The following is an 8455-nucleotide window of genomic DNA, read 5'->3' as shown; positions in this document are numbered from 1 at the left end:
TATCCTCCACGCGGGCCTAGTCCGGCAACAGGCCGGGCCTCCCAGGCCACTTTTCCGAAGACCGACAGCACCCGGCTGTCATGCAGAGGGAATTGCAACGGGCGTGCCAGATTTGAGACACAAGAGCAACCCATTGATTCTTAAGTGCTTTGATTTTTAGCGCTCAACGAACCACGCTCGATTGGGCGGAAATCCGCACAGATGAATTGGCACGCTGGGCGAAAAGATGCACAATATCGCCATGAGCGTTCCCCTCAAAAGTGATCTCGGCGATCTTCAGCGTCGCGCCCGGCGGTCGTGGTCGATCTTCGCGCTCGTCGCGGTCGCGCTACTTGCGGCCGGCTTTTTCGCCGCCGGTGAATATGGCCGGACAAATGCGCTCCGCACATTGACGGACCAGAGCCGCATCGACGCCAGCCTCAAGGCGTCGCTGTTGCGCGCCGTCGTCGAAAAGCAACGCGCGCTGCCGCTGGTGCTCGCCGACGACACGGCGATCCGCCAGTCGCTCCTCGCGCCGAACGCACCTGCGCTCGACCAGATCAACCGCAAGCTTGAGGCGCTTGCCGCAAGCGCCGGCGCGGCGGTCGTCTATCTGATCGGGCTGGACGGCGTCGCCATCGCTGCGAGCAACTGGCGGGAGCCGACCAGTTTCGTCGGCAGTAATTATGGTTTTCGCGACTATTTCCGGCTGGCGATCCGTGATGGCCAGGCGGAGCATTTCGCCATGGGCACTGTCAGCAAGCGGCCGGGCCTCTACATTTCGCGGCGGATCGACGGGCCGGCCGGGCCGATCGGAGTGATCGTCGCCAAGCTCGAGTTCGATGGCGTCGAAGCCGATTGGGCGAACACAGGCAAGGCCGTTTATGTCACCGACCGACGGGGCATCGTCATCATCACCAGCATCCCCTCCTGGCGCTTCATGACCACGAAGCAAATTCCCGAGGAGCGTCTGGCGTCGATCCGTGAAAGCCTGCAATTCGGCGATGCGCCCCTGCTGCCGCTGCCCTTCACCCAGATCGAAGCAGAGGCCGATGGTTCTTCCATCCTCAATGCCCTGCTCCCGGGCAGCCACGCCGAGACGTTCCTGCGTGTCGAAACGCTGGTGCCATCGGCGAACTGGCGGCTGGAGCAATTGTCGCCGCTTACCGCGGCGCTGTCGTCAGGCGCACGCGAAACGAGGCTGCAGATGCTCGCGATCCTCGTGCCGATCCTCGCGCTTGCGGCCTTGCTCATGCGCCGGCGCCAGATGGTCGCCTTTCGTTCGGCGGCCGAACGCGCAGCCCGCAACGAGCTCGAGACGCGCGTCGAGGAGCGGACGCGCGATCTCACCATGGCTCGCGATCGCCTCGAGACGGAAATCGCCGACCATCGGCAGACGACCGAAAAGCTGCAGGCCGTTCAGCAGGACCTCGTGCAGGCCAACCGACTGGCGATCCTCGGGCAAGTCGCCGCCGGCGTCGCGCACGAAATCAACCAGCCAGTCGCCACGATCCGAGCCTATGCGGACAATGCCCGCATCTTCCTCGACCGCGGCCAAAGCGCGACCGCGGCGGAAAACCTGACCAGCATCGCCGAGCTTACCGAACGCGTCGGGACAATCACCGACGAGTTGCGCCGGTTTGCCCGCAAGGGAAACTTCGTCGCCGAGCCGACCGAGATGCGGGACGTCATCGAAGGCGCGATGCTTCTGCTTCGCAGCCGCTTTGCCGGCCGCATGGATACGATCAGGATCTCTCTTCCTCCGAACGGCCTGCAAGTCATGGGCAATCGCATTCGCCTGGAACAGGTTCTGATCAATCTTCTCCAGAATGCGCTGGAAGCGCTCGGCGACGCCGAGAACGGCGAGATCCGGGTGCGTTGCGCGGAAACCGAGCGCGGTATCGAGTTGACGGTTGCCGACAATGGCCCGGGCATCCCCGAGGATGTTCGCGACGAGCTTTTCACGCCCTTCAACACGTCGAAGGAAGACGGGCTCGGCCTCGGGTTGGCGATCTCCAAGGAGATCGTCGCCGACTATGGCGGCGACATCGCGGTCGAGACGAGCGCCTCCGGAACCACATTCACAGTCCATTTGAAAAAGGCTCGAGCGCAATGAGCGACGCCGCTTCCGTTTTCCTGATCGACGACGACCGCGACCTGCGCAAGGCGATGCAGCAGACCCTTGAACTTGCCGGCTTCACCGTCTCGCCCTTCGCCAGCGCGATCGAAGCGCTCGACGTCCTCAGCCCGGAATTCGGCGGTGTCGTCATCAGCGACATCCGCATGCCGGGCCTCGACGGGCTCGCCTTCTTCCAGAGGGTGGCCGCCCTTGATCCGGACCTCCCCGTCATTCTGGTCACCGGGCATGGCGACATTCCGATGGCCGTGCAGGCCATGCAGGATGGGGTCTATGATTTCATCGCCAAGCCCTTTGCCGCCGATCGGCTGGTTCAGAGCGCGCGGCGCGCCGAGGAGAAGCGCCGTCTGGTGATGGAAAACCGTGCGCTCAGACGCGCCGCGGAAGCCGCCTCCGACAGCCTGCCGCTGATCGGCCAGACGCCGGTGATGGAGCGCTTGCGGCAGACGCTGAAGCACATTGCCGACACTGACGTCGACGTCTTGGTCGCCGGCGAGACCGGCAGCGGCAAGGAGGTGGTCGCGACTCTCCTGCACCAATGGAGCCGGCGCAGGAACGGCAATTTCGTCGCGCTCAATTGCGGCGCGCTCCCGGAAACGGTGATCGAGAGCGAGCTCTTCGGCCACGAGCCGGGCGCCTTCACCGGGGCGGTGAAAAAGCGGATCGGGCGGATCGAGCATGCGAGCGGTGGGACGCTGTTCCTGGACGAGATCGAGGCGATGCCGCCGGCAACCCAGGTCAAGATGCTGCGCGTGCTCGAAGCGCGCGAGATCACGCCGCTCGGCACCAACGCGACGCGCCCGGTCGACATCCGGGTCGTCGCCGCCGCCAAGGTGGACCTCGGCGATCCGGCGGAACGCGGCGACTTTCGTGAGGACCTTTACTACCGGCTGAATGTCGTGACGCTTTCGATCCCGCCGCTGCGCGAGCGGCGCGAGGATATCCCGCTGCTCTTCTCGCATTTCCTGACCCGGGCGGCGGAACGTTTTCAGCGCGACGTTCCCTCGGTTTCCGCAGCTGTGCAGCACCACCTGATGTCGCATTCCTGGCCTGGCAATGTGCGCGAGCTGTCGCATTTCGCCGAACGTGTGGCGCTCGGGGTAGAGGGAAACCTCGGCGCGCCGGTACCGCCAGCGGCGAACGCCGGGGCCTCGCTCCCGGAACGGCTGGAGCACTACGAGGCCGAGATCCTGAAAGAAGCCCTGACGGCGCATCGGGGCGACGTCAAGGAAACGCTGGAAGCGCTCGGCATTCCGCGCAAGACCTTTTACGACAAGCTGCAACGCCACGGCATCAACCGGGCCGACTATGTCGAGCGCCCTGCGCCGGCGGACAGCCGGGACTGAAAAACCCGCTGCCGGTTGCCTAATCGTGTCGAGTTCAAAATATTGTGATAAGTTTTGCGCTCAAAGGACAGTGAAAGAGACGGCAATGAGCGAGGCAAACATGCACAAACGCGACCTGCGCCAGGAAACGGCGCCCCTTCGCGCCCAAATTCTCGACAGGCTCTCGCAACTGCCTTGGGATGGGGTTCGCTACAGCCACTCGATCCCGGGGCTCGTCCTCTACCGCGTCACCGGGCCAACCGGCCCGTTTTCCAGTGTCTCGGAGCCTAGCCTGTCGCTGATCCTCAAGGGAAGCAAGCGCGTCAAGGTCGGCAACGAAACGCTCCTCTACGACGAGTCCTGCTTCTTCGTGACCGCCATCGGCTTGCCCATGACCGGCCAGATCTGCGAGGCGAGCGAGGGTGAACCCTATGTGGCTGCGACGCTGCGCCTTGATCTCGAGAAACTCCGCCGGATCATCACCGATTACGACATCCAGCCGACGGACATGCCCGAGCGCGACCTCGGCGTCGTCGTCGGCGCCGCGACACCGGAACTGTTCGACGCCCTGTTGCGGCTGATTTCGCTGGTAAACTCGCCGGCGGACATCCCCTTCCTGGCCAATCATGTTCAGAACGAGATCCTCTATCGGCTGCTTACCGGCGAGCAAGGGGCGCGGCTTCGGCGCTTCGCGCTCACCGGCACCAACAGCAACCGCGTCGCAAAAGCGGTGGCATGGCTGAAGGAAAATTATGCCCGGCCGTTGCGCATCGAGGAGTTGGCGGAAGTCGCGAACATGGGGGTATCGACGCTCCATCACCATTTCCGTGCCATGACCGCAATGAGCCCGCTGCAGTTCCAGAAGCACCTGCGGCTGCATCACGCACGGGAGTTGATGCTTTCGCAGTCGCTCGACGCAGCGACCGCCGCCACACGCGTCGGTTACGAGAGCCCGACGCAATTCAGCCGGGAATATCGACGTGCTTTCGGCCATCCGCCGATAAGAGACATCAGGTCAATCCTGAACTCCAGCGAGGCGAACAGACGCGACTCGATTGATTAGAAGTGGCGCGACGCGATGCTTAAATGGATTCGCTTGGCTCGACACAGCGGTGTCACCATGATCACAATTGCGTCATGTCGACAGAAATAGGCAATAATCCGACAGGATCGACTCTACCGAGCCGCGGAATGGTCTTCTAAGCTTTGGCCGCAGCCTGGCGAATGGCTGCGGCGCATGAACGGCATCTCCCAAATGCCGAGAGCTGCGTCCAACGCGAGGAGACCACCATGGCAATTGTGACGATCAACGGCGTCAAGCACTCGGTCGAAGCCGAGGCGGATATGCCGCTTCTTTGGGTAGTCCGCGATCTTGTGGGCCTGACAGGTACGAAGTTCGGTTGCGGCATGGCGCAATGCGGTGCCTGCACGGTCTATGTCGACGGCGCGCCGGTCCGGTCCTGTCAGACGCTCATCGGCGACATCGAAGGCGCCGAGATAACCACCATAGAGGGGCTCAAGGGCAAGGTCGCGGAAGCGGTCCAGGCCGTCTGGGCCGACCTCGACGTCCCGCAGTGCGGCTACTGTCAGTCGGGACAGATCATGTCGGCGACAGATCTCCTGACCAACAATCCGAAACCCAGCGACGAGGACATCGACGCAGCGATGGCGGGCAATCTCTGTCGTTGCGCCACCTATCATCGAATCCGTGCCGGCATTCATGAAGCCGCAAAGCGCCTGGAGGGCTAAGTCATGATCCCGAGATTGATGCAATCGGTTACCCTCCCTGCAGCACGGGTCCAGGCGTCGCGGCGGCAGTTCCTCATCGGCGCCCTTGCCGCCGGCACCGGCATCGCCGTCGGCTTCCACCTCCTGCGTGCATCGCCGGCGGCGGCAGGCGAAACGACGTCGGCAGAGGGCGCGCATTCCTTCTCCCCCTATCTGATAATCGACGGGGAGGGAAAGGTGACCGTACTCTCGTCGCAGTTCGAGATGGGGCAAGGATCCTATAACGGTATCGCCACGCTGGTGGCGGAAGAACTCGATGCCGACTGGTCGGCGATCGACGTGAAGGGTGCCGCCGGCAACATCAAGGCCTACGGCAATCTCGCCTTCGGCGGCGCAATACAGGCAACCGGAGGCTCGACCTCCATGGCGTCCTCGTGGGAGCGCTATCGCAAGGCAGGTGCAGCGGCCCGCGCGATGCTTGTCGCTGCAGCAGCCTCCGAGTGGGGCGTCGATGCGGCGGAAATCACCATCGAGAACGGCGTTCTTGCCCATCCCTCCGGCAAGAGCAACGGCTTTGGCGCCTTTGCCGCCAAGGCGGCGGCCATGCCGGTGCCCGGCGACGTCAAGCTTAAGCAGCCTGGCGACTGGAAGCTTATCGGCAATGCCGGCCTGAAGCGCTTCGACAGCGCCCGCAAGGCGAACGGGACGGAGCAATATACGATCGACGTTAAGCTGCCCGGCATGCTGACGGCCGTGATGATCCACCCGCCGCTCTTCGGCGCGAAGGTGAAGTCCTTCGACGCTTCCGCCGCCCGCGCCGTCAAGGGCGTGGTCGAAGTCGCCGAAACTCCGCGCGGCATCGCGGTGATCGGCGAACACATGTGGGCGGCGATCAAGGGACGCGAAGCGGTCAAGGTGGAATGGGACGACGCGTCGGCGGAAAAGCGCGGCACGCAGCAGGTCATGTCCACCTACCGCGATCTCGCCAAGGAGACGCCGGTGGCGGTTGCCCGCAAGGACGGCGACGCCGACGCCGCCTTTGCGCAGGCTGCGAAGGTCATCGAAGCGAGCTTCGAGTTCCCGTACCTGGCGCACGCCGCCCTGGAGCCGCTGAATGCCGTCGCGCGCATGAATGAGGACGGCACGCTCGAGGTCTGGGGCGGGCACCAGTTCCCGGACGTCTACCAGAAGCTTGCCGGCGAGATTGCCGGAATCGCCCCCGACAAGGTCCGCCTGAACGTCATGAAGTCGGGCGGCAGCTTCGGCCGGCGGGCCGTCTTCGACGGCGATGTCGTCGTCGAGGCCGTGCATGCGGCGAAGGCGATCGGCTTCCGTGCCCCGGTAAAGGTGCAGTGGACGCGCGAGGACGACATGCGAGCGGGCCGCTATCGCCCCGCTTATGTGCACACGCTCAAGGCGGGCATCGACGCGGACGGAAAGCTCGTCGCCTGGGACAACCACATTGTCGGCCAGTCCATCATGGCGAAGACGGCGTTCGAGGGAATGGTCAAGAACGGCGTGGACCCGACTTCGGTGGAAGGGGCAAGCAACCTCCCCTATGGCATCCCGAACCAGACAGTCGGCCTCACGACCACCGACGTCGGTGTTCCCGTTCTCTGGTGGCGTTCGGTCGGCTCGACGCATACCGCCTTTGCCGCCGAAACCTTCCTCGACGAGATAGCTGAAGCGGCGGGACGTGATCCGGTGGAATTCCGTCTGTCCTTGCTCGAGCCAGAGTCGCGCCACGCAACCGTGCTCAAGCTGGCGGCGGAAAAGGCGGAATGGCAGAAGCCGTTGCCCGAAGGTCGTTTCCGCGGTGTCGCCCTCGCAGAAAGCTTCGGCTCTGTGGTGGCACAGATCGCCGAGGTATCGACGGATGGGAATGGCGGCATCGGGGTCGAACGCGTGGTCGCCGCCGTTGATTGCGGTCTGGCGATCAACCCGGATCAGGTCCGCGCGCAGGTCGAGGGCGGCATCGGCTTCGGGCTCGGCGCCATTCTGGGCGAGGAAATCACGCTGACGGATGGCAAGGTCGATCAGGGCAATTTCGACGTCTATACGCCGCTCAGGATCGACGCCATGCCGAAGGTCGAAGTCCACATCGTGCCCTCGGCCAATCCGCCCTCCGGCATCGGCGAACCTGGGGTTCCGCCGATCGGCCCCGCCGTTGCCAATGCCGCCTACAAGGCGCTCGGCAAGCGGATCCGCGTCATGCCGTTCTCAAAATCGCTCAACGCATAGTCTCCGATGCCCGGCCGCTGCTCCGGCCGGGCATTTGGTCTCTCGGCGAAGAAATTTCGCTGCTCGCCGGCCTCTTATCCGCGCATCGGCGAACGACTTCTGAAATCTGCCGGAGCTGCTTGGCCAAGGGGCTCGTCTTGCGCCAGATCATGCCGATCGTGCGCGAAGGCTGGGGGCTCTCGAAGCGGGCGACAGACACGGACGCCGAGCGCGTTTCCACCGGTACGGCCATCTCCGGGATCAAAGTGACCCCGATGCCGGCGCTGACCATCTGGACCAGCGTGGACAGAGAACTGCCGTCCAGCAATTCCCGCGGCAGCGCCGAGCGCATATTGCAGAACGACAGGGCCTGGTCGCGAAAGCAATGCCCCTCCTCAAGCAGAAGCAGCCGCATTTCGCGCAAGCTTTCGCGACTGGGCACCGGCTTTCCTTCGTCGTCTTCCGGCCGAACGAGCACAAAATTCTCCTCGAACAGCGCAACCTCGGTCAACGAGGGTTCGGATATCGGCAGTGCCACGATGGCCGTGTCGAGCCGGCCCTCCAACAGGTCCCGAACCAGCTTCGACGTCACCGTCTCGCGAACGTTGATATCAAGGCCGTCATACATGCGGGTCAGATTGCCTATTATCCGAGGCAGCAGGTAGGGTGCGACCGTCGGGATGACGCCGATCCGCAGCCGTCCTGCCAGTCGGTCCTGCGAGGCGCGCGCCAGGTCTGCAAGTTCATCGACCGAGCGCAAGATGTCGCGCACGCGCTGGGCAAGCACTTCCCCAAAGCTGCTGAGCCGCACCTGGCGCGCGCCTCTTTCAAACAGCTCCGTGCCGAGCGCTTCCTCCAGTTCCTTGATCTGCACAGACAATGCGGGTTGAGAGATTGCGCAGGCATCCGCCGCACGCCCGAAATGGCCGTATCGTGCCAATGCCTCGAAATAGCGAAGCTGCTTGAGTGTGAAATTGATCATAACCGCATCTTATCGCAGCGATCAGGAAATCCAACTTAAATTAATGAAACCCTTTTGTTAGAGTGATTAAGCTGCAGAGGAGAT

Annotated in this window: 6 protein-coding genes; 5 read left to right on the top strand and 1 reads right to left on the bottom strand. The window is 63.6% G+C overall.

Annotated features, from left to right (window positions below; all coding sequences use genetic code 11):
* The first annotated feature begins 226 nt into the window (after positions 1–226).
* From QN222_RS23250 to QN222_RS23230, 5 genes are all read left to right on the top strand, one after another.
* Positions 227–2095 (top strand): sensor histidine kinase, encoded by a 1869-nt coding sequence (locus QN222_RS23250; RefSeq protein ID WP_283962110.1) that lies wholly within the window; start codon positions 227–229, stop codon positions 2093–2095.
* On the top strand, positions 2092–3462 hold the full coding sequence (locus QN222_RS23245) for a sigma-54 dependent transcriptional regulator (protein WP_283962109.1): 1371 nt from the start codon (positions 2092–2094) through the stop codon (positions 3460–3462). Before QN222_RS23250 ends, QN222_RS23245 begins: the two co-directional genes overlap by 4 nt.
* Before the next feature lie 85 nt (positions 3463–3547).
* Positions 3548–4504 carry an AraC family transcriptional regulator gene (locus QN222_RS23240; RefSeq protein ID WP_283962108.1) on the top strand — a complete coding sequence of 319 codons (957 nt, stop codon included), beginning with the start codon at positions 3548–3550 and terminating at the stop codon, positions 4502–4504.
* Positions 4505–4731: 227 nt separating this feature from the next.
* A complete protein-coding gene (locus QN222_RS23235) occupies positions 4732–5190 on the top strand; it encodes a (2Fe-2S)-binding protein (RefSeq protein ID WP_283962107.1) in 459 nt (152 codons plus the stop codon).
* A 3-nt stretch (positions 5191–5193) separates the two neighbouring features.
* Positions 5194–7410 (top strand): xanthine dehydrogenase family protein molybdopterin-binding subunit, encoded by a 2217-nt coding sequence (locus tag QN222_RS23230; protein WP_283962106.1) that lies wholly within the window; start codon positions 5194–5196, stop codon positions 7408–7410.
* Here QN222_RS23230 and QN222_RS23225 read toward each other — a convergent pair.
* On the bottom strand, positions 7400–8371 hold the full coding sequence (locus QN222_RS23225) for a hydrogen peroxide-inducible genes activator (protein WP_283962105.1): 972 nt from the start codon (positions 8369–8371) through the stop codon (positions 7400–7402). The two genes, QN222_RS23230 and QN222_RS23225, sit on opposite strands and share 11 nt — an antisense overlap.
* Between the last annotated feature and the right edge of the window lie 84 nt (positions 8372–8455).

The organism is Sinorhizobium sp. 6-70 (assembly GCF_030124375.1).
Taxonomy (GTDB): Bacteria; Pseudomonadota; Alphaproteobacteria; order Rhizobiales; family Rhizobiaceae; genus Sinorhizobium.
This window is presented reverse-complemented; position numbering and strand designations above follow the sequence as displayed.